The 21,986-nt window shown below is 63.0% G+C and carries 10 protein-coding genes, 1 rRNA gene and 2 pseudogenes; 4 read left to right on the top strand and 9 right to left on the bottom strand.

Annotated elements, in window-relative coordinates; translation table 11 throughout:
• Positions 1-279: 279 nt before the first annotated feature.
• A 16S ribosomal RNA gene (locus AC1A0G_RS03810) occupies positions 280-1,814 on the bottom strand.
• A gap of 732 nt (positions 1,815-2,546) precedes the next feature.
• Between AC1A0G_RS03810 and AC1A0G_RS03805 the strand changes: the two genes are divergently transcribed.
• Positions 2,547-3,302, top strand: a complete 756-nt coding sequence (locus AC1A0G_RS03805) for an SIR2 family NAD-dependent protein deacylase (protein ID WP_476527636.1) — start codon at positions 2,547-2,549, stop codon at positions 3,300-3,302.
• Positions 3,303-3,760: 458 nt separating this feature from the next.
• Here the strand turns inward: AC1A0G_RS03805 and ilvA are convergent, their stop codons facing one another.
• Complete coding sequence (ilvA, locus tag AC1A0G_RS03800; RefSeq protein ID WP_476527634.1) at positions 3,761-5,026, bottom strand: threonine ammonia-lyase; 1,266 nt, start codon at positions 5,024-5,026, stop codon at positions 3,761-3,763.
• Between the two features lie 385 nt (positions 5,027-5,411).
• Entirely contained in the window at positions 5,412-7,241 is a 1,830-nt protein-coding gene (locus AC1A0G_RS03795) for an alpha-glucosidase (protein WP_476527632.1), read from the bottom strand.
• Positions 7,242-7,431: 190 nt separating this feature from the next.
• Between AC1A0G_RS03795 and AC1A0G_RS03790 the strand changes: the two genes are divergently transcribed.
• Complete coding sequence (locus tag AC1A0G_RS03790) at positions 7,432-8,631, top strand: ROK family protein (RefSeq protein ID WP_476527630.1); 1,200 nt, start codon at positions 7,432-7,434, stop codon at positions 8,629-8,631.
• Between the two features lie 429 nt (positions 8,632-9,060).
• On the opposite strand, the pseudogene AC1A0G_RS03785 reads toward AC1A0G_RS03790, so the two are convergent.
• The 3 genes and pseudogenes from AC1A0G_RS03785 to AC1A0G_RS03775 all read right to left on the bottom strand — a co-directional run.
• A pseudogene (locus AC1A0G_RS03785) lies at positions 9,061-10,455 on the bottom strand (alpha-galactosidase); the annotation flags it as partial.
• 84 nt (positions 10,456-10,539) lie between these two features.
• Positions 10,540-11,433 (bottom strand): annotated as a pseudogene (locus AC1A0G_RS03780) (glycoside hydrolase family 36 N-terminal domain-containing protein); the annotation flags it as partial.
• Between the two features lie 407 nt (positions 11,434-11,840).
• A complete protein-coding gene (locus AC1A0G_RS03775; protein WP_476527652.1) occupies positions 11,841-12,518 on the bottom strand; it encodes a nucleoside deaminase in 678 nt (225 codons plus the stop codon).
• Between the two features lie 652 nt (positions 12,519-13,170).
• Between AC1A0G_RS03775 and AC1A0G_RS03770 the strand changes: the two genes are divergently transcribed.
• On the top strand, positions 13,171-15,246 hold the full coding sequence (locus tag AC1A0G_RS03770) for a cation:proton antiporter (RefSeq protein WP_476527628.1): 2,076 nt from the start codon (positions 13,171-13,173) through the stop codon (positions 15,244-15,246).
• 77 nt (positions 15,247-15,323) lie between these two features.
• On the opposite strand, the gene AC1A0G_RS03765 is transcribed toward AC1A0G_RS03770, so the two are convergent.
• From AC1A0G_RS03765 to AC1A0G_RS03755, 3 genes are all read right to left on the bottom strand, one after another.
• Entirely contained in the window at positions 15,324-16,034 is a 711-nt protein-coding gene (locus tag AC1A0G_RS03765; RefSeq protein ID WP_476527650.1) for an alpha/beta hydrolase, read from the bottom strand.
• 301 nt (positions 16,035-16,335) lie between these two features.
• Positions 16,336-17,763, bottom strand: coding sequence for a DUF4032 domain-containing protein (locus AC1A0G_RS03760; RefSeq protein ID WP_476527626.1), 1,428 nt, complete (start codon positions 17,761-17,763; stop codon positions 16,336-16,338).
• Positions 17,764-17,921: 158 nt separating this feature from the next.
• A complete protein-coding gene (locus AC1A0G_RS03755; RefSeq protein WP_214374783.1) occupies positions 17,922-19,049 on the bottom strand; it encodes an ABC transporter ATP-binding protein in 1,128 nt (375 codons plus the stop codon).
• A gap of 518 nt (positions 19,050-19,567) precedes the next feature.
• Here AC1A0G_RS03755 and AC1A0G_RS03750 point away from each other — a divergent pair.
• A complete protein-coding gene (locus tag AC1A0G_RS03750) occupies positions 19,568-21,967 on the top strand; it encodes a serine/threonine-protein kinase (RefSeq protein ID WP_476527624.1) in 2,400 nt (799 codons plus the stop codon).
• Positions 21,968-21,986: the final 19 nt, after the last annotated feature.

The raw sequence follows: 21,986 nt of genomic DNA, 5'->3' as shown, positions 1-21,986 counted from the left end.
TTCTGCTCGCGTCCACTATCCAGTTCTCAAACCACCACACACCACACCCGCAGACAACCGGAAACCAGTTCCAGCCCCGCCAAGCATGGGCGCGAACCGCACCAAGGAAAACCCTTGGGGTGACGGTCCGGGGACCCAAAAGCGCATCCACACCACTCCCCGCAGGACAAACCCGCGAGCCAACGATCTCTTCCACACCAGCAACCCCGACAGACACCGGAACCATTCCGGCCGCGGGGCACACACCGGCTTCCAAACAGAAGCCTGAATTCTCCGTAGAAAGGAGGTGATCCAGCCGCACCTTCCGGTACGGCTACCTTGTTACGACTTAGTCCCAATCACGAGCCTCACCTTAGACGGCTCCCCCCCATACGGGTTAGGCCACCGGCTTCGGGTGCTGCCCACTTTCATGACTTGACGGGCGGTGTGTACAAGGCCCGGGAACGCATTCACCGCGGCGTTGCTGATCCGCGATTACTAGCGACTCCACCTTCACGGAGCCGGGTTGCAGGCTCCGATCCGAACTGAGACCGGTTTTCAGGGATCCGCTCCACCTCGCAGTGTCGCATCCCGTTGTACCGGCCATTGTAGCATGCGTGAAGCCCTGGACGTAAGGGGCATGATGATCTGACGTCATCCCCACCTTCCTCCGAGTTAACCCCGGCGGTCCCTTATGAGTCCCCGGCCGAACCGCTGGCAACATAAGGCGAGGGTTGCGCTCGTTGCGGGACTTAACCCAACATCTCACGACACGAGCTGACGACGACCATGCACCACCTGTGAACCCGCCCCGAAGGGAAACCATATCTCTATGGCTGTCGGGAACATGTCAAGCCCAGGTAAGGTTCTTCGCGTTGCATCGAATTAATCCGCATGCTCCGCCGCTTGTGCGGGCCCCCGTCAATTTCTTTGAGTTTTAGCCTTGCGGCCGTACTCCCCAGGCGGGACGCTTAACGCGTTAGCTCCGACACGGGACCCGTGGAAAGGGCCCCACATCCAGCGTCCACCGTTTACGGCGTGGACTACCAGGGTATCTAATCCTGTTCGCTCCCCACGCTTTCGCTCCTCAGCGTCAGTAACGGCCCAGAGACCTGCCTTCGCCATTGGTGTTCCTCCCGATATCTACACATTCCACCGTTACACCGGGAATTCCAGTCTCCCCTACCGCACTCCAGCCCGCCCGTACCCGGCGCAGACCCACCGTTAAGCGATGGGCTTTCACACCAGACGCGACGAACCGCCTACGAGCTCTTTACGCCCAATAATTCCGGATAACGCTTGCACCCTACGTATTACCGCGGCTGCTGGCACGTAGTTAGCCGGTGCTTATTCCAAAAGTACACTCAACACCCCGAAAGGTGCCTTGATCCCAATGAAAAGCGGTTTACAACCCGAAGGCCTCCATCCCGCACGCGGCGTCGCTGCATCAGGCTTGCGCCCATTGTGCAATATTCCCCACTGCTGCCTCCCGTAGGAGTCTGGGCCGTATCTCAGTCCCAATGTGGCCGGTCGCCCTCTCAGGCCGGCTACCCGTCGAAGCCACGGTAGGCCGTTACCCCACCGTCAAGCTGATAGGACGCGACCCCATCCCATACCGCAAAAAAGCTTTCCCACAAGGCCATGCAACCCAGTGGAGCATCCGGCATTACCACCCGTTTCCAGGAGCTATTCCAAAGTACGGGGCAGGTCGGTCACGCATTACTCACCCGTTCGCCACTCTCACCCGGAAGCAAGCTTCCAGGATCCCGTTCGACTTGCATGTGTTAAGCACGCCGCCAGCGTTCATCCTGAGCCAGAATCGAACCCTCCACAAAAAACTTCATGAAGAGAACCATTGAATGACTCTCAAAACATTAAATTGACGAGAAGATTCTTAAGGAAGAACCCCTCACAAAACCTCACCCCTCGTTACCCCACTCTCATGGACTCCCCAAAACAGGAAGCGAGGAATGAACTGGCAATCATTGACTATAAAGAAGTAGTACAAACACGCTCTTGAGTTCTCAAACCACCACCACACGATCAGCCCGCAACCTCAAGGAAGAGGACCACTCGCTGACCGGCAGCAAGAGATAAGCTTACACCCACAAGCCCAACCACGCAAACCGGCAAGCATCACAAAACCGGAAACCGTTGAAAACAAACAGCTCCCCCGGCGTGTCGCAAAAGCCCAAACCACGCCCAACACCACCATCATAAACCCCAAAATCGCCGTTTCGATGTCCCAATTCATGTCTCGGACGGCGTGTCGCAACATTTCAGCCGTCGGTCAGCCGCCGTTCATCATCGATCCATGTATATAAACGCATCATCGCACTACACAAGCAGCCGACAGCCAACCGGAACAAGATTTCTCCGCTCCGGCCTACGGCCTACGGTCGAAATGACAAAACAGAAGACAGCACTACAACAGTCCAAATCGAAACAGCAAAAGCAGAAAACGCAGCATTGCAACCCACGTCGACACGACAAAACGGGAACGCAGCACACGTCGAATCGCAGCAAACCGCAAACCGACGAAACGCAACCGGCGTATACCTATATATATGACGAAGAAAATCGCAGTATTAACCGGCGCGGGCATCTCCACGTCCGCAGGCATCCCCGACTTCCGCGGCCCGGACGGCGTCTGGACCAAACATCCCGAACAAATGAGCGTGTACGACATCGACGCGTTCCTCACCAATACAGAAGAACGCGAGTATTCGTGGCGCTGGCAGAAGGAATCGCCCGTGTGGAACGCGCAGCCCGGCACCGCGCACAAGGCGCTCGTCAAGCTGGAGCAGGCGGGGCTGCTCACGCTGCTGGCCACGCAGAACTTCGACGCGCTGCACGAGAAAGCCGGCAATTCGCCGGACGTGATCGTGAACCTGCACGGCACGATCGGCACGTCGCACTGCATGAAATGCCACGCGAAGTACGACACGGCCGACATCATGGCGCGATTGGACGAAGAACCGGACCCGCACTGCCACCGCAAGCTGCCGTACAACGGGAACATGCCGTGCAACGGGCTGATCAAAACCGACGTCGTCTATTTCGGCGAGCAACTGCCGGACGGGGCGATGGAGAAGTCAATGAAGCGCGTCACCGAGGCGGATGAGTTCTGGGTGATCGGGTCGACGCTGGAGGTGTTCCCGGCGGCGTCGCTGGTGCCGGTGGCCGCGCAGGCCGGGGTGCCGATCACGATCATGAACATGGGACGCACGCAGTACGACCGGCTGGCCACGCGGCTGATTCGCGAGGATATCGCGGTGGCGCTGCCGCAGCTCGTGGACGAGACGATCGCGGCGGCACGGTGATCGCGACGGCGGGGTGACTTGCCACCATATTCCGGGGCTTGCCGCGCTAGAGCATCGCTGAGCAGGGCGAATCCCGGGATCTATGCGCATGTCGCCCCGCTGCAAATATTTGCGGGGCAAAACCCGGAGCACATAAGCGGCTCGCCCCACTGAGCACCTTTCCCGCGGGGCAGATCCCGGAAACCGTATGCCATGCGCCCCGCCAATCCACCTCTTAGCGGGGCGAATCCCCGAAGCTACATGCCGCACGCCCCGCCAAAAGGCGCTTTAGAGGGGCGAATCCCGGAACCCGCAAGCGGCTCGCCCCACTGAGCACCCTCTCAGCGGGACAAATCCCCGAACACATAAGCATTGTGCCCCGCAGGGAACGATCCCAGCGGGGCACAATGCTTATAACCAGCGCGCATCAGCGCACACTAAGCGCACAACGGCCGATCCGCCGCATATATCAGCGCATATCAGTAGATGCGCTTCGGCTGGAAGCCGGCGTTGCGCAGCGCGGCAAGCACGCGATCGATGTGATCCGGGCCGTTCGTCTCGACGGTGACGCTCAGCGACACCGCGTTCGTGTAGTGGCCGGACGCCTTGAACTGGTCGTGATCGAGGGCGATCACGTTCGCGCGCTCCTGCGCGAGCAGCGTGGCGACCTTGACCAACTGGCCCGGGATATCCGGCAGCTCGACCTCGAAGTTCATGATGCGGCCACGCGCGATCATGCCCTTCTGAATCACCGCGCCGATCGTGACCGTATCGATGTTGCCGCCCGACATGATCGGCACCACCACATGCGGTCCCGGCGCGGACACAAACTTGCGCGAACGCAGGTTCAGGTGCTCGAGCGCGGCCAGCGACACCGCGCCCGCCGCCTCGACCACGAGCTTGTGCTTTTCGAGCATGAGCAGGATCATCTCGTTGATGTCGCGCTCGGTCACGGTCACCAGATCGTCGAGGAACTCGTTGAGCAGCGCGAACGGCAGGTCGCCCGGGTGCTTGACGGCCACGCCCTCGGCGGAGGTGATGACCTGATCGGCCGGAGTCACGCGGCCGGCCGCGAACGAATCCTTCCACGCCGGCGAACCCTCCGGAATCGCGCCGATCACGCGCACATCCGGCTTGAACGTCTTGATCGCGAGCGCCACGCCCGCGCCGAGGCCGCCGCCGCCGAGCGGCACGACCACGTCGGTCACGTCCGGCACGTCCTCGAGAATCTCCAGGCCGATCGTGCCCTGGCCGCAGATGACCTCGTAATCGTCGAACGGCGGCACGTAGATCATGCCCTGCTGTTCGCTCAGTTCGAGCGCGTGCGCGGCGGCCTCGTCGAACACGTCGCCGTAGAGCACGACGTCGGCGCCGTACGCCTTGGTGGCGTCGACCTTGAGCGGCGGGGTGATGGTGGGCATGCAGATCGTGGCCTTGGCGCCACGCTCGCGGGCCGCGTAGGCGACGCCCTGCGCGTGGTTGCCGGCGGAGGCGGTGACGATGCCGCGAGCGAGTTCCTCATCGGAAAGCGAGGCGATCTTGTTGTATGCGCCGCGGATCTTGAACGAGCCGGTGACCTGCAGGTTCTCGGGCTTGAGGAGAATCTTGTGGCCGGTCATCTCGGACAGAATCGGCGAAGGGATGATTTCGGTGTGACGAGCGGTCCCCTTCAACCGTTCGGCGGCGAGCTTGAGTTCGGCCGCATGGTCACGCTGCAGTGCTTTGAGGACGTCTTTTTGTTCCATGTGCGATATTGTATGCGCCGCGGTGGGCGAAGACGGCGCGGATTCCATCTGCAAAACCACTCTGCTGCGGGAATGCTCCGCGCCCCAAGATGGTCTTATGCAACTCATATCGTTCCGTTATCTGCCAGTCCCATCAGTCCTGCGATTGAGAGGCTAATAACGAACTCTGCGGACATCAGTTTGTCGATCGAGAGGCTACAAACAAGGCACACCATTGCTATAGCTGTCGAAAAATCAACCTTTTTGCGGCAACCGCGTCGTACACACCGGCATGAGCAGCCTCTCGATCGTCAAACCGACCCGTGCAGAAGAGGAAATCAGCTTCTCGATCGTCAAACTCTCGACTGAACCAAGTGATTTCTCCGATCGAGAGGCGCACAGCCCTTTACAAGCGAATCACCGCGCCCTCCCACGGAGCAAGCTCGTGCTTGGCGAGCGATGCGGCCGCATGATCGGCGTCGTACGTGGCGATAACGATCGCATCGGCGGTCACTGCGGGCAAACCATCCACCAGCGCCGCGGACTCGGCCGGCAGATCGACCGTGCGCCCGGACAGGTTGACCACGACCAGCAGCCGTTCATCCCCGAGCGTGCGCGTGAACGCATACGCATGTTCGTCGTCCGCGTCGACCAGATCCCATGCGCCGGCCGACACCACCGGGTTGCCGTGCCGCAGCGCGATCAGCTGCTTGTAGAAGCCATACACGGAATCGGGATCGTCGAACTCGGCGGCGGCGTTGATGCTGGCATGGTTCGGGTTGACGGAGATCCACGGCTCGTTCGCCGCGTCCGGCGCGGTGAATCCAGCGTACTTGGACGCGTCCCATTGCATCGGAGTGCGGGCGTTGTCGCGGCTGATCAGTTCGAGCGCGTCCATCATCGACTCGGGCGACTGGATCTTCGCTTCCTCGACGCGCTGGCGGAACGCGTTGAGCGATTCGAGGTCACGGTACTGGTCGAGGCTCTTGAAGTGCGCGCCGGTCATGCCGAGTTCCTCGCCCTGATAGATGTATGGGGTGCCGCGATGCATGTGGATGAGCAGACCGAACGCCTTGGCGGAGCGGACGCGCCCCTCCTCGGTGGTGTCGTCGCCCCAGCGGGAGACGACGCGCGGCTGGTCGTGGTTGCAGAAGAACACGCTCGCCCAGCCGGCCTGCTTGACGGCCTCCTGCTGGCCGGCGAGCTTGTCGCGCAGGTTGGCGACGGTGAACGGCACGACGTCCCACTTGGAGGTGGGCTGCTGGTCGATGCTCACGTGGTCGAACAGGAACAGCATGTCGAGTTCGCGGTTGGCGGGGTCGGTGATGTGCTCGTTGCGCTGCGGGGTGACGCCCGGCGCTTCGCCCACGTTCATGAATCCTTCGCGCTTCTCGAACACTTCGCGACGCATCTCCTGCAGGAACTCGTCCACGCGCGGGCCGTCGGAGCACCACGGGAACGGCGAGGAGTAGCCTTCCGGCCCGACCGGGTAGTCGTCGATTTCGGAGCCGGGTTCGCCGGGCAGCTTGCCGTTCTTGTCGATGGTCTTCGAGATCTGCGTGATGACGTCCATGCGGAAGCCGTCGATGCCGCGATCCAGCCACCAGTTCATCATGTCGTACACCGCGTGGCGCACCGCAGGGTTCTCCCAGTTGAGGTCGGGCTGTTTCTTCGAGTACTGGTGGAAGAAGTATTCGCCGCGCTCGGGGCAGTATTCCCACGCGGAGCCGCCGAAGTACGAGCCCCACTCGTTCGGCTCGGCGCCGGGCGTGCCTGGCTCGAAGCCCGGGCGGGCCGGACGCCACCAGTACCAGTCGGCGTGCGGATCGTTCTTGTCCTTGGACGCCTGGAACCACGCGTGCTCATCGGAGGTGTGGTTGACGACGAGGTCCATCACGATCTTGATGCCGCGCTTGTGCGCTTCGGCGAGCAACTCATCCATGTCGTCGAGCGTGCCGAACAGCGGGTCGATGTCCTGATAGTCGGAGATGTCGTAGCCGTTGTCGTCCTGCGGGGATTTGTAGACCGGGGACAGCCACAGTACGTCGACGCCGAGGTCGGCGAGGTAGTCGAGGCGGGACGTGATGCCCTTGAGATCGCCGAATCCGTCGCCGTTCGTGTCCTGGAACGAGCGCGGGTAGATCTGGTAGACGACCGCGTTGGCCCACCACGGGTTTGGGGTCGCGCCGTTGGTGCGAACGTTGTCGGGCAGTGCGGATCGGTTGAAAGCAGTCATCATCGGCTCCTTTGCTTGGGTTCCTGCTTGGTTGCGGTTGTTCTGTTTTCCGTTCGCTTTCAAGGATAGGAGACGCGCAATTACATTCCTATTCGGCCGGCGCGTTGGTGTGGCGGAATGGAAAAACGCGGTATTTTATGTTCTGGGAATGAAATCCGACGGTGGAACGGACGCGAAGGAGACGGACCGTATGACTCAGGAGTTTCCGCACTGGTTCGCGGGTTCGGAATACACACATCGCGTGGCGCGGGCGGTTGCACAGTACGGACCGATCACACGCACCACACTCGCGCCGTTGCTCGGACTGTCGCAAGGCGCATTGTCGCGCATCACCGGCGATCTGATCTACGCCGGCGTGATCGAGGAGCTGCCAAGCGACGCATTGCCGCACGGCCCGCTGCCGCAGGGATTCACGGTTCGTGAAAGCACGGAGCGACGCGGTCGGCCGCAGACAGCGTTGGCATTATGCGCCGACGCACGCACGTTCATCGGCATCAAGGTGCACGGTACATCGGCGATCGCGGCCGTAGTCAACGCGCACGGCGAGGTCGTATCAGGCCGCCACGAACTGCCGTTCCCGGACCGCTCCCCCGAGCAGGTCACGGCATGTGTCGCACGGCTGATCGGCGAATGCCAACGTGAGCTGTCGGCGACGTCGTTGCCGGCTCCCACGGCGGTAGGCGTGGCGGTCGGCGGTCATGTGCGCGATGATGCGGTGGTCACGTTCGCACCGTTCCTGCGCTGGGATCGGGACGTTGATTTCGGATCGATGATCGAGGCTGCGACCGGGCTGCCATGCACCGTATACAACGACATCGATTCGCTGCTGGTGGACGCGAGCTGGTTCGGACCGGGCGTTGGAATGGAAGCGTTTGCGGTGCTCACGATCGGCGTGGGGATCGGCTATTCGCTGGCGATGCGGGGCGAGCCGGTCACGTACCCGGATAAAAGCTACGGTCTGCTCGGGCATGTGCTGATCGATCCGGACGGACCGCGCTGCATCGCTGGGCACGTTGGGTGCGCGCAGTGCCTGACCGATGATTCGATAGCGGACCAGTACTCGCGGCTTGTGGGGCGACCGTGCACGTTCGCGGATTTCGTAGCGGACGCGCAGGCCGATGTGCCGCAGGCGACGCGACTGGTCGATCTGACGTGTTTCCGTCTGGGGACGTTGATCGCGACGATTGCGAATATCGCGATGCCGTCTTGCGTGATGGTGGCCGGCGAGTCCGCGTTTTTGGCGAAGATGAGCATTGATGCAATCCGTGACGGCATCAACCGATACCGGCACAGCCAGGCCGCGCCGGTGCGGTTCACGGTGGTCGATCACGACTGGCAGCTGTGGGCGAAGGCGGCGGCTGCGCGGGCGATCGCGCGGTATATCGGGTGATGCGCGTCGCGTTTTCACGCTTACACGACCTGTTTTTGTCTCACTTCACCTATTCGACTGATTTTTGACAGGGTATGACAGGCAATCTGTCACGCTTGATCGAAAGTCCGGTGCAGTACAGGAGCGTGACAACATCATTCGTTGCAATTTCAACGATTTTGTCTCCTGCCGTACAAGGCTGTTGCACGATGATTGTCACACAATCGGCGATATAACCATTTTGGCGCTGGTGTGACACTGTTTTCTGCCACACCAGCGCAAAATTCCCTAATACCGGGAAAGTGTGCCAAGCTCACTGCCGAATGGCGGTGAACAACACGCTCTGCGCAGGCTGAGCCGTTAAGCGGGAAGTCCAGTGGACTTCCCGTAGGCGAAGTGAGCGGGCGCGCTATATGCGCCCGCGAATGCATCCGGCGTGAGCGGTGTTGCTCACTGCCGAATGGCGGTGAACAACACCGCTTGCGCCGGATGCAGGGACGGCGGGCGCAGACCGTAGGTGGCGAGGGCGCGGCCGGTCATGAGGATGCCGTCGGGCGTCCACCATCCGAGCGCGGACTGGCCGTTGCCAATGCCAAGACCCGCCAGATCAAGGTCGAGCCACAGCGGCTGGATGCGATACGTGCCGTCCGGGTCGAGACCGGGCACGCGAATCGGCGCGGCCGGATACGTGGCCGAGGTGGTCAGCTGCGTGAACCGGTAGAACGCGGCGGAACGGTCGGGCTTGACCATGCCGTCCACACGCACCGCCGGGTCGGAGCAATCCGAGTGCACGCACGTATCCACGGCGAACCATTCGCGGTGCTTCTTGAATTCCGCGATCCACTCGCCGAGCTTGGCCACGTCCGCATCCGGTTCCTTGAGCAGGTTCCATTCGACGCCGAGGTGCCCGAAGAACGCGGTCGCCATGCGCATTTCCTGACTGGTGGCACGATGCGTGGAGTGCGCGGGGCTCGCGCCGACATGCTCGCCCATCATGAACGGCGGCACGAGCAGCGACGTGTACCGCTGGATGTCCGCGCGTTCGACCGGGTCGACGCAGTCGGATACCCAGATGCGGTCGGCGAGTTCGAGGATGCCGAGATCGACGCGACCGCCGCCCGACGAGCAGCTTTCGATTTCAAGCCGCGGATGCGCTTCCTTGAGATCACGGAAGATCCGGTATACGGCCAACGTTTGCGCATGGATGGCAGGACGACCGGTGCGCGGCGAGACGGCTTCGGTCACGAGCTTGTTGTGGTCCCATTTGATGTAGTCGACGCCCAGCTCGCCGACCAGCGCATCGATCGCGCCGTATACGTATGCATACGCGTCTGGATTGGTCAGATCGACGACCTGCTGCGACCGCCCCTGCATCGGCAACCGGCCCGCGGTCGGCCGCAGCACCCAATCCGGATGCGCGCGGAACAAATCGGAATCAGGATTGACCATCTCCGGCTCGAACCACAGTCCGAACTCCATGCCGAGCCCATGCACGTAGTCAGCCAACGATCGCAGACTCTTCGACCCGTCCGGCCACACGTCCTGCGAAACCTGCCAGTCGCCGAGGCCGCTCGTATCGTCACGGCGCGAGCCGAACCAACCATCGTCCACGACGAACCGTTCCACGCCGACCGCCGCGGCCTTGTCTGCCAACGCTGTCAACGTATCGTAGTTCTGATCGAAGTACACGGCCTCCCACGTGTTGAGAATCACCGGCCGCGGCTTGTCGGGGACGCCGTGTGCGCGCCGCCAATCGTGATGCACGTTGCGAAGGTATGCATGAAAACGCGCGGCGACTTCGTTCAGACCATGGCCGAACGAACCGTAGACCCATGGGGTCGTGTAGGCGGCAGGGATGGCTGAAGTCGCGGCCGGCGAGGCGGAATCGGTCGCGGCCGAAGTGTCGCAATCGTGTGCAACATCCACAGCCGCCAGCGTGATCTCGCCGCCGAGCAGCACTTCGCCGCCGCCGATCACGCCGGTCGTGTACGGCAGTCGTTCCGCGGACAGCACGCTGTTGCCGCTCCAGCCGACGTGCACGGCGTACACGTCGCCGCGCGTGAAGCCGAAACCCGGTTCGCCGGCGGACAGCAGCAGGCTCGCGTCGAAGTCGGGGCGGCCGGCGAGCGCGAGTTTTTCGAACCGGCCGACGGTGAGCGGCTGGCGTTGCGGACTGCGTTCGCGCAGGTGATGACCGGTGGCGGTGAGGATTTCGGATGCGTCGGCCGGCAACGGGAAGCCGAGTTCGACGTGGCCGATGTCGAGGCTGCCGCTGCCAAGGTTCGCAACTTCGAGCCGCTGGCGGACGAGGCCGGATTCGTCGAGTTCGCAGGTCCAGGTGATGCCGACGCCCTGTTCGCGGTCGGCGGCTTCGACGGTGACGGTCGGGGTCGGCTGTGGGTCGCGGGATGCGGCGAGTTGGTCGCCGACGGTGACGTGCGCGGACAACTCACCCGGTTCGGTATCGTCAGGCTGATCGAGCAGTGCCGCGGTGACGGCTTCGACCGCGAACTTGCAGTACAGTTCGACGCCGTCGCGCCGGACGACGAAGCGCGGCGCACCAAGCCAGGATTCGGATTGCGTGGGCAGGATGGACGGCCATGCGGTGTTGTCGAGCGCACCGGAGACGCGCTGCGGGCGCAGGGCGTCATACAGGTTGACGACGGTGCTCGGATCGGCGAGCGGACGGCCCCAGTGGACGAACCGCGGCAGGTCGTCGTCGGGGAAGACCAGTGCGATGGCAACGTTTGCGTCGGATTGCTCGGCGTAGACGGCGGTCAGATCGGTACCGTCGGTGCCTTGGAACTGTTCGATCAGCGGCATTGCTTGCTCCTTGCGTATGACTGGACTCGCGGCGCGAGCGCACGATTGCGGACGGACTGACTACGGTTGGTTGGCGTACCGATATCGATGGTACGCGGACGCGGTTTCCTTGTCAGGATGCGGAGTGTTTGCGGATGCTGGAAAGAAAAGCAGAATCGCGCTTGTGCACGATGTTGTGTTGTCTGCCGCCGCACTGACGCGCCGTGTAACGCTCCCTCAGTCACGCTTCGCGCGACAGCTCCCTCAGCCGAGGGAGCCGAGAATAACAATGCGCCAATTTAAACCCGCACAGGCTAATACTTTGTTGGACTTAATGTGACGGTTTTGACGCTCCCCCAGTCGGCTTCGCCGACAGCCCCCTCAGCCGAGGGGGCCAAGAATAAAGATGCGTCAAACCCGACAAAATACTAGCGGCGGGCGGCGAAGAAGTCGGTGAGGATGCGGGCGCAGTCGGCTTCGCGCACGCCGCCATAGACTTCCGGTACATGGCCGACGTGCGGGTCGCGCGGAATATCCCAGATCGAGCCGCACGCGCCGAGCTTCGCATCCCACGCACCGAACACGATCCGTCCGATATGCGTCTGCACGCACGCGCCCGCGCACATCGGGCACGGCTCCAACGTCACGACCAGCGTGCAATCCGCCAGATTCCAACTGCCCAGCCGCCGCGCCGCATCGCGCATCGCCAGCACTTCCGCGTGCGCCAACGGATCGGCTACGCGAGTCGCATGTATCTCGCCGGCTTCCACATCATCGTGCACAGTATCACCGTCGCAGCCCGTCTCACGTCCCGACAAACCGGCGTCTCCTGCCGATTGTCCCGTGTGACTATCGTCATGCACACAATCTGCGGCGAGTTGGCTATCAGCGACCGTTGCCTTGGTGCCATCTATCAATGGATGATCATCGTGCCGTCCCTTCCTCGACCGAGCATCACCCACGAACGGCCCATCCGAATCCGACTGCATCGCGCGTGCGTTGCAGCCCTCGCCGATCACGCGACCGGCCGCATCCAGCACCACCGCGCCGACCGGCACCTCCCCATCAGCCGCCGCTTCGGCCGCAAGCGCCAACGCGCGGCCCATCGCCTCGTCATTCGTCATGCATCCCAGTCTACGGGCCAGTAAGGCACACGCCGGCCTCCCCCGTCCTCATCGGCTGCCAGTATCCTACCGCTCACCACATTGCGTGATATTTGTGCTAGTAGTAGATGGCTACTAGCACAATCATCACGCGAACAGGGCCGGATGCGTGACATTCGTGCGAGCAATGACCGACTCCTAGCCAAAACATCACGCCAGAGAAACCATTTGCGTGATATTTGAGCTACTAAGCACCGGGTACTAGCAAAAACACCACGGCAGAAGCAACCGTCAGCGCAACTAATTCAGGACGAAGCCGCGGATTTCCGGGAATAGTTGCGCGGAGCAACCGTCAGCGCAACTATTCCCGGACAATGCGGCTGTTTTCCGAGAATAGTTGCGCTCAATGCAACGGCAATCACAGACCACAGACCGATACCAAGTCCGATCTTCGCACCGAACGGCAGTCGCGTCGGTTCGCATCCGGTACAAGCCGCTTTCGCGCCCAACGAAAACCGACAGTCGAGGCGGCCCGCGCCCAACAAAACCGCCCCGCACCACGCGCACAATCGCCCAGCGGAAACGTAACGTGTCGCGAAGCGCGGGGCTGGTAGGCTGAACACGGCAAAGGCAGCCGCGGGAGAAGGAGGAGAACGTGGCGGTTTTTGAACTCATCCTGTGCATCATCGCGGCGGTCGTGCTGTCCTCGTTCATCAGCAGGTTCATTCCGAAGGTCTCGACCCCGCTCGTGCAGATCGCGCTTGGCGCGATCGCCGCGCAACTGCCGTTTTTCCCGGACGTCGAACTCGACCCGGAACTGTTCATGGTCCTGTTCATCGCACCCCTGCTGTACCTCGAAGCTCATGAGATCGACAAGTCGGAACTGTTGCGGTCGATCAAGCTATCGTTGTCATTGGCGATCGGACTGGCGATCGCAACGATGGTCGCGGTCGGCGTGATCCTGCACGCGATCTGGCCCGCGATCCCGTTCGCCGCGGCCCTCGCGCTCGGCGCGGCACTCGGCCCGACCGACGCGGTCGCCGTCAGCTCGCTCGGCAAGGAGGCCGCGCTGACCAGACGTCAGACCGGCGTGCTCAAAGGCGAATCGCTGTTCAACGACGCATCCGGCATCGTCGGCTTCCAGTTCGCGATCGCGGCGGCCGTCACCGGCCAGTTCGAGGTCGGCGAAGCGGCCGGCGAGTTCGTGATGTCGTTCATCGGCGGCGGCCTGTTCGGCCTGGCGATCGGCATGATCGCGAACTGGCTGTTTGAAACGATCCGTTCGCTCGGCTGGGAGACGACCACCACGCGCATCCTGATGGAGCTGTTCCTGCCGTTCCTGCTGTACTTGGCCGCGGAGGACGTGGCGCACGTGTCCGGCATCCTGTCGGTCGTCGCGTCCGGCCTGTTCATCCGCTTCGACCGCACCGGCATCGGTCCGAACGTGGCGCGCACGAACATCGTGTCGAACAGCGTGTGGGGCGTGCTTTCGTTCACGTTGAACGGCGCGGTGTTCATCCTGCTCGGCATGCTGCTGCCCGACGCGATGGGCACGAGCTGGGACGACCCGGGCGTGAGCAATACGCTGCTGATCGGCGTGATCCTGCTGGTGTCCGGCGTGGTGATCGTAATGCGATTCCTGTGGGTGAGCGTGATGCTGCGCCTGGCGCGCGACGTGACCACGCACCAGCGGCGCAAGATGACGCCGGAACGACTGCGTTCGGCCGCGGTGATGACGTTCGGCGGCGCGAAGGGCACGATCACGCTGTCGCTGATGTTCACGATCCCGTACGCGCTGGCGAACGGCCACTGGTTCCCGATGCGTGACGAGCTGATTTTCGTCGCGTCGGGCGTGATCATCGTGACGTTGCTGCTGGCGAACTTCCTGCTGCCGCTGCTCGCGCCGAACCGGTCGAAGGATACGTCGCTGGAGATGACCGAGATCACGATCGAGGTGCTGCGGCGGACGGTCGAGGAGCTGACCGGCCGCGTGACCGACGACAATCGCCGCGCGATTTTGATGGTGATCGATTCGTATACGAAACGCATCACGCGATTGAAGCAGCGTGCGGGAGAGCTGGACCCGCAGGGGTACGCGCAACTGCAGATCGACGCGCTCGGCTGGGAGAAGGATTACGTCAAGCAGCGGCTGATCGATACGAAACGCAGCAAGGAAGGCACGCAGGCGAGCCGCGATCTGGAGATCGAGGCTTGCGAACGATTGCTGGATCAGATCATGAATTCGCTGCGGCATATCGACACCGATCGCAAGTCGGGCCGCGCGATGTGGCAGATCAAGGGTCGTGCGCGCGCGTTGCAGCGGCGTGTGCTCACGTTGATCCGGCGCACGTCGAGCCGCATCCGCCACACGACGCCGCTGATCAGCGACGATGCGGTGTTCGCGCACTCGCGCATGGTGCAGCTCGACGCGTTCGACCATGTGATCGACCGGCTGTACGAGGAGATGACGCGCGACAAGTACAACACCGAGCACTGCACGATGCTGCTGCTCGACTACCGTCGCGCCGAGTCCGCGTTGCGCGCGCGGCCGAACATGAGCGGCAGCGCGCAGACGATCACGATGGCCGAGGACGTGAAACGCGAGAGCTACGGCATCGAATTGGGCGTGATTCAGGACATGTTCGAGGCGGGCGACATCACGCGAGCGCAGGCGAAGGCGTTGCGGCGCAACGTGTACGTGATGAGCGTGGATGCTGATTCGAGCATCTAGCGGGGTGCCGAGCATGTCACCCCCTCAGTCAGCTGCGCTGACAGCTCCCCCTTCAGGGGGAGCACAGCAACTGGCAATCACAGCACGCCGGAGGAGATGCCGTTGAGCAGCAGCCACTGGCGCAGGTCCGCGAACTCCTCGAGACTGACCTCGTGGCCGAGCGCACGGTAGCTTTTCGTGGTCAGCCACGTGTGCTCCTCGAGCCATGCGGCGGCCGCGAACAGTTCGTACTTGGGGATCACCGCATCGTTTTTGCCGTACACGTAGAACACCGGCGTATCGAAATCCGCGAGCCGGTCGTCGGCCGGCGCGGTGCCGGGAGCGTTACCGGGAGCGATCGGGCCGGACAGCGAGACGGCCGCGCGGTAGCGTTCGGGATGGATGCGCAGCAGATGGATGGCCAGCAGACCGCCTTGCGAGAAGCCGATCGGCACGATGTCGCGTTCGATCGGGATGTGCTCGTCGACCCAGCGATCGATCGCGATCGCGGCGGCGTAGGCGGCACGGTCGAGATCGTCGCCGGACGGCGGTGCGGACGCGGCGGTCTGGCCCGGGAACCACGAGTAGGCTCCGGGCACATGACCGTCGGGCTGTGGTTCCTGCAGCGTGATCGGCGCGCGCAGCGACACGTAGTCGTTGTACGGCGCGATGTAGCGCATGATGTCGGCGAGGTCCTCCTCGTTCGAGCCCCAGCCGTGCAGGCACAGGAACATCGGACGGCCGGGCATGGCGTCACCGCCGCCGCGCGAATACTGCGCGTGGGTGATGGCTAGTGGCTGCTGCACGATCGACCTCGGTTCTGTGGGTGGACTTGATGGGGGTTGGAGGCGGGGCAAGGCATTGGATGTGGTGGGGGGTTCATCCCCTCAGTCAGCTGCGCTGACAGCTCCCCCTTCAGGGGAGCAGAGAGCTAGCCTATGTCACCAACACGTACAGCTCGCCTCCGGAGTAGAGAGCCAGCGGGGCTGCGCTAACGTTTCGTTGGACGTGGCGGGGTATTCACTCCCCCAGTCAGCTGCGCTGACAGCCCCCTCATCTGAGGGGGCCGAGGATGGAGGTCAGTGGTTCCGCAATAACGGGCCTCGCTGCCTAGTGGCTCCATACCGCCGCGTCCGGGTCGTCGTCCGGGTTGTAGCCGTCGTCGTCATACGCCGACGAACCGGCCTCGTTGTACGTGTACTCGTCGTCCACCACACCGGAATCGGCCTCGGCGTTCAACGCGTCCACGTCCTTCTTGTCGAGCTTGTACTGCGGCAGCACGTTCTCGATGTAGCTCTTCACGGCCTCGGCCATCGGCACGTCATGGCCGGCCTTCTCCGCAAGGAACCAGCGGTGGTCGAGCACCTCGTGGAAGAACTGCGCCGGCTCGATCTGCGAACGGTACTCGCGCGGGATCATGCGCACGGTCGGCTCGTACACCTCACGCATCCAATCCGTCGCGACGATCTCCAGCTCCTCGCCTTCACGCCACGTCGACGCGCGGTACGCGTCCAGATCGTTGAGCAGTCGGCGGGCCTGGTTCTCCTGCACGTCGAGGCCGGTCAGACGCAGCAGCTTGCGCGACGCGTAGCCGGCATCGACCACGCGCGGCCGCACGAGCACGCGCTTGCCGTCCTCCGCGGTCTTCATCTCCAGCTCGTCCACGTCGAAGCCGAGCTCGTTGAGCTTGTTGACGCGCTTCTCGATCTTCCACATCTCGTCCGGGTTGAATTTGTCGGTGTCCGTCAGCGCGCTCCACAGCGAGTGGTAGCGGTCCGCAAGCCGGTTGCCGACCTCGATCTCGTCGACGTCGCTCGGCAGCAGTCGGCCGGACGCGAGATCCATGAGTTCGCCGATGATGTTCGTGCGGGCGAGGTCGATATCGTACTCGCGCTGGCCTTCGGTCAGGTTGACGTGCAGGTCACCGGTTTCGGCGTCGACCAGGAACGCGGAGAACGCGTCGGCGTCGCGCAGGAACAGGACGTTCGACAGCGAGACGTCGCCCCAGTAGAAGCCGGCGAGGTGCAGGCGGACCATGAGCACGGCCAGCGCGTCGATGAGCCGCTCGGCGGTGTCCGGACGCAGGTTGCGGGCGAACAGCGCACGGTACGGCAGCGAGAACTTGAGATGCTTGGTGACGAGGATCGCCTCGAGCGGCTCGCCGTCGTGCGTATGACGGCCGGTGACCACGGCGATCGGCTGGACGGTGGGCAGGTCGAGCTTCTGCAGTCGGCGCAGCAGCTCGTACTCGCGCTCGGCGACCTGACGGGTGATCTCCTTCATCGCATACACCTCGTCGCCCACGTGCACGAAACGCACAACGTGACGGGAGATGCCTCGCGGCAGGTTGGCGAGCAGCTCGGCCGGCCAAGTGGCGAGCGGCTTTTCCCACGGCAGGGTGAACATCTTCGGGTTCGAGCTGGCGGCGGTGATCTTCAGCGCCTGCGGCTCGGGAGTTTCGGCGGACGCATCCTCGGCTTTGACGGATGTGGCCTTGAGGGCGCGCGGGTCCAGTTGGGTCAAATCGTTAACTTCCATAGCACTCCATCGTACTTGTACAGGCGGAACGGCTTGCGGGCGGCCTAGGTACAAGAAAGGCCCCGCTACTACGCGGGGCCTTTCCAACGAGGCCTAAGAGAGGAAGAGAATGCCTCGTTTAATGGTTGACACGGTTATCTCTCCGTGCCAAGTATCTACTAGTTCAGACGCAGCTCGGTCGACGGAGCGAACAGGTGCATCTTGGACGGGTCGATCTTGATCTTGACGGTCTCGCCGACCTTCGGCAGCGCACGCGGGTTCACACGAATCGTGGTGAGCTTGTTCTGGTCGGACATGACCTGAGAGGCCTCCGCGGCGGAACCATCGGTGATGATGTTGCCGTAGATGTAGCCGTCAGAACCAAGGTCCTCGACGTTGACAACCTTCAGGGAGAAGGCGTTCGGGTCATCCGGGGTAGCCAGGGAGGCGTCCTCCGGACGGAAGCCGACGACGATCTTGCCGCCGTCCTCAGCGGTCAGCTTGTTGACGGCCTCGGCCGGCAGATCGACGGTGTCCTCACCGATCTTCGCCTTGCCGTTGACCACCGGGTGGGTGTTCAGGTTCATCGACGGGGAGCCGATGAAGCCGGCGACGAAGACATTGGCCGGGCGATCGTACAGCTCGGTCGGAGCGCCGACCTGCTGCAGGATGCCGAGCTTGATGACGGCGATGCGGTCGCCCATCGTCAGAGCCTCGGTCTGATCGTGGGTCACGTACAGGGTGGTGACACCCAGCTGACGCTGCAGAGCGGCGATCTGAGTACGGGTCTGGACACGGAGCTTCGCGTCGAGGTTGGACAGCGGCTCATCCATGAGGAAGACCTTCGGCTCACGGACGATTGCACGGCCCATAGCAACACGCTGACGCTGACCACCAGACAGAGCCTTCGGCTTGCGGTCGAGGTACTCGGTCAGGTCGAGGATCTCGGCGGCCTTCTCGACGCGCTTGCGGATCTCGTCCTTCGGAGTGCCGGCGATCTTCAGGGCGAAGCCCATGTTGTCGGCCACGGTCATGTGCGGGTACAGAGCGTAGTTCTGGAACACCATAGCGATGTCGCGGTCCTTCGGCTGCATCGTGGTGACGTCCTTGCCACCGATGAGGATGCGGCCCTTATTGACCTCTTCCAGGCCAGCGAGCATACGAAGGGTGGTCGACTTACCGCAACCAGACGGGCCAACCAGCACCAGGAACTCGCCGTCCTTGATATCCAGATTCAGATCATCCACGGAGGGCTTGTCGTTGCCCGGGTAGATACGAGTAACATGGTCGAAAACGACTTCTGCCATGATGTTTATCCTTTCAGAGACAGGTACGTGTCTCACGATCCGTTGTAAAGGGATGTTGGGTTTGTTACTGTGCTTTGGTCCGCGACTTCCCACATTGGCCAAGTCCCAAACCGCGGCGTTCAGTTATCTTCGGTTCGTTGAAGATCTCTTCGCTGAGCCAAGCTCTACTATACACGCCGAGTTCGTTCCGTCAACGGTATGTTACGGCGTGTTTCCGCCATTTTCGTAATCTCAACGATAAGATTCCGCATTTCGTCCAATCATCGAACAAATCCGTCGTTCTTGTCGTGCATCTCACACGGCCGCCCGCTCGGATCAACACGCTCTCCGTTGCCGCGTTGCAGTCCGAGTTGCTCGCCGCGCGACGATTGTAGCGAGTCGCGGTCCGTGCACGCATGAAACGACAGGCCGGAAAACACCCCGGCCCAACGATCGACACTTCTCAAAATTTTTGGGAAGTGTGTCCATTCGGCCGGAGCCGCGGCACGCACTGACGGTCGAGCGGGTGTCTGGCTAGGATGGTGGGCATGAGTGACTTGAGCGCGTTGAATTTGCAGCCTGGGGATGTTGTCGGCGGCTATACGCTGATCTCTCGTTTGGGAGCGGGAGCGATGGGTTCGGTCTGGCGCGCGCGTGACGACGGCGGGCAGGAGTACGCGATGAAGATACTGCGTGACTCGCTTGCCGACGATGCCGATGATGCGAGCGATGACAGCGTTCGCGAACGGGTGACCGCACGCGAACGTTTGCGTCGCGAGGCAATGGCGTTGAAGAAGGTCAACCACCCCGGCGTGTGCGGGATCGTCGATATGGAACTGGATGATTCGGTCGCGTTCATCGTGACCGAACTGATCGAAGGCAAGAACCTGCGCGAGGATGTGCGCATCAACGGACGGTATTCGGGCGACGATCTGGAGCGGCTTGCACGCAAGCTGATCGCGGCCGTGAAGGCGGTGCATGATGCGGGGATCGTGCACCGCGATATCAAGCCGACCAACGTGATGGTGTCGGCGTCCGGTCCGGTGCTGGTCGATTTCGGCATCGCGATGACCGGCGGCGAAAGCCATGTGACCCGTACCGGACTGGTGATGGGCACGCCGGGCTTCATCGCGCCGGAGATCATCGACGGCGCGGAGTCCGATGCGATGACCGACTGGTGGTCGACCGCGTCGGTGCTGGCGTTCGCCGCGACCGGGGCGCCGGTGTTCGGCACCAAGCCGATGATGGCCGTGCTTGAGCGCGCGGCCGCGGGCAATGCGAACTTGACGGGCTTGCCGGCCGGAACGATGGCCGCGTTCCGCTCCGCGTTGAACCCGGACCGTTCTCGCCGGTGCACGCCGGATGAGTTGCTGCACGCGATTTCGATGGATGCGCTGAACCCGCAGGCCTGGCAGGATGCCGCCGATCAGGAAGCGGCGATGGGCGCGACGACCCAAAACGGCGAGAGCGACTCGACCGAGGTGGTGCGCCCTTTTGACGACGCGGTCGCGGACAATCCGCGACTGCTCTGGCGCGATGAGCCTTCTCCGTTGATCCATGATGCGCCGACTTCGTCCCCGGACGGGGCCGACGCTATTGCATTTGAGCCTTCTTCCTCTGCACGGGAGGCAACCTCCTACACTTCCCCTCGATTCACGCCCGAAGGTGGCACCCCCGCGTACGCTTCCCCGGCAATCCAACCACCCCGTAGACCAAGCAGTGCCTCGGCATACGCATCCCCATTGACTTCTTCCCGTGAGCAGCGGTCAGATTCTTCTGCGCCCACCTCCTCCTCTTTGCTCCCCCTGAAAGGGGAGCTGTCTGCGCAGCAGACTGAGGGGGCGCAAGCGACCACCGTCATGCCCACTGAGCCGACATCCGCCACCGCCGTACTCCCGAACCTTTCCGCCGCGGCGACCACGGTGATTCCGCACAACATCCCTGCTCCCACCACGGTCGTTCCACGTGAAACACCGTCCGAAACCACGGTGCTCCCCCACACGACCGACGCCCCGACCGCCGTTCTGGCCGGCACCACCGCAGCCCTTCCCACGCAAGCCGTCCCACCGCTCGACCCCACGCAGGCCAGCCCCATCCCGCCGCTGCCGGCGGCCGTCGAACCCACCCCCGGCTCCATCCCGCCGTTCCTCCAGGAGGTAGCGGCCACCCAGCCGACCCCGCCCCAACCGGTGCTGCCCCAAGCCCAGCCATTCCCGCAACAGATGCCCATCCCCCCGGACGCCAAACGCTCCAGCTACTTCACGCGCGGTCTCCTCCCGCTGTGGTTGCTCGCAATCCCGCTGGCCGCACTGGCCGCCAGCATGCCGGGCGTCGCTGTCTGCGCGGCCGGCGGCATCCTGTGGCTGCTGCTGACAATCGGCTATTCGACCGAATCGCAGCTCGAACGCGAATCCCGCCACGGCGGCGAGCGCCAGCGCTTCGATGGCGTCAAACGCACGGCCAGTCTGCCGTGGCATCTGCTCAAGGCACTGGCTGCAAGCGTGCCGCATACGTTGGCGATCATCGCCATCATGACAGCGCTGGCAGTCGCGGCAACCTTTGCATTGAGCCTGCCGGTCATGCACGTCGACTATCACATCGCCAACTGGCTGCTGACCATCCCCCTGCTCGACGACACGTGCGTGTCGCCGTCCGGACTGACGTTGGGCGCGGGCGCGGCGATTGGCTGGATACTCTCGTCGTTCGCGCCGCACAGCGCGATGCTGCGGATCGGCGGCGGCGCACTGCGCGGACTGTCCCTCGCCGATCCGACGCCCGCCGGAATCGACGTGTCAGCCGACCAACCGACCAACCGTCGCGGCACGCTGCTGATCGCGATCTGGGTCGTCCTCACATTCGCCACGACGCTGCCGCTGCTGTTCGGTAGCCCGATCGACTGGTGGCCGCTCGTCAACGGCATCCCGACGTCCCTGTTCTGACCACGTAGCCGCCCCGCCG

The sequence above is a fragment of the Bifidobacterium sp. LH_230 genome (assembly GCF_056357555.1).
Note: the sequence above shows the minus strand (reverse complement) of the source record. Positions and strands in the feature narration are given on the sequence as shown.